The organism is Oleiphilus sp. HI0123 (assembly GCF_001635315.1).
Window position 1 is genome coordinate 1 of sequence record NZ_LWGE01000695.1, and the last position, 825, is coordinate 825.

Annotated in this window: 1 pseudogene; it reads left to right on the plus strand. The window is 51.2% G+C overall.

Annotated features, from left to right (window positions below):
- Positions 1-584: pseudogene (locus A3761_RS06270) on the plus strand (AMP-binding protein); the annotation flags it as partial.
- Positions 585-825: the final 241 nt, after the last annotated feature.

Below are 825 nucleotides of genomic sequence, written 5' to 3' on the forward strand. Positions count from 1 at the left end.
AAGGTGCAGCTGAAGGTAATTTAGTTATGCTGGATAGCTGGCCTGGGCAGATGCGTACTGTCTACGGCGACCATGAACGCTTTATCCAGACCTACTTTAGTACCTATGAAGGTATGTACTTCACAGGTGATGGTGCGCGTCGCGATGAAGATGGTTATTACTGGATTACCGGTCGTGTTGATGATGTCTTGAATATTTCGGGGCACAGAATGGGCACCGCTGAAATCGAAAGTGCATTAGTGGCTCACCCAGATGTTGCCGAAGCCGCTGTTGTTGGCTACCCTCACGATATTAAAGGCCAAGGTATTTATGTCTATGTCAGTATGATGCATGACCATGACATTGACCTAAATGACGCGCTCAAAGACACCTTGAAGCAATGGGTGAGAAAAGAGATTGGCCCTGTCGCGACACCGGATATCATCCAGTGGGCACCGGCGTTGCCAAAGACCCGTTCTGGTAAAATCATGCGCCGTATTTTGCGCAAGATAGCCGCGAACGAGCATGATAGCTTGGGGGATATCTCTACCTTGGCCGATCCTTCAGTGGTCGCCAAATTGGTTGATGAACGACTGAACAAGTAAGCAATCAACGCTACTGTAGGCAGAGGGGGAAACCCCTCGCAGAACCAGACCCTTGCTAGCCCGCCAGCGAGCCGTGGAAGGCTCTGCCTACAAGTATGGTTTTTCTCGAATCCGTAGGCAAACGGTTCCACCTCTCGCAGAATCTGCCCCCTTGCTAGCCCTCTAGCGAGCCTGGGACGGCCGCTCTGTCTACAAAACACTCCGCCAGATCCAGCAGTAAAATCGACAGCAATTTCCCTGA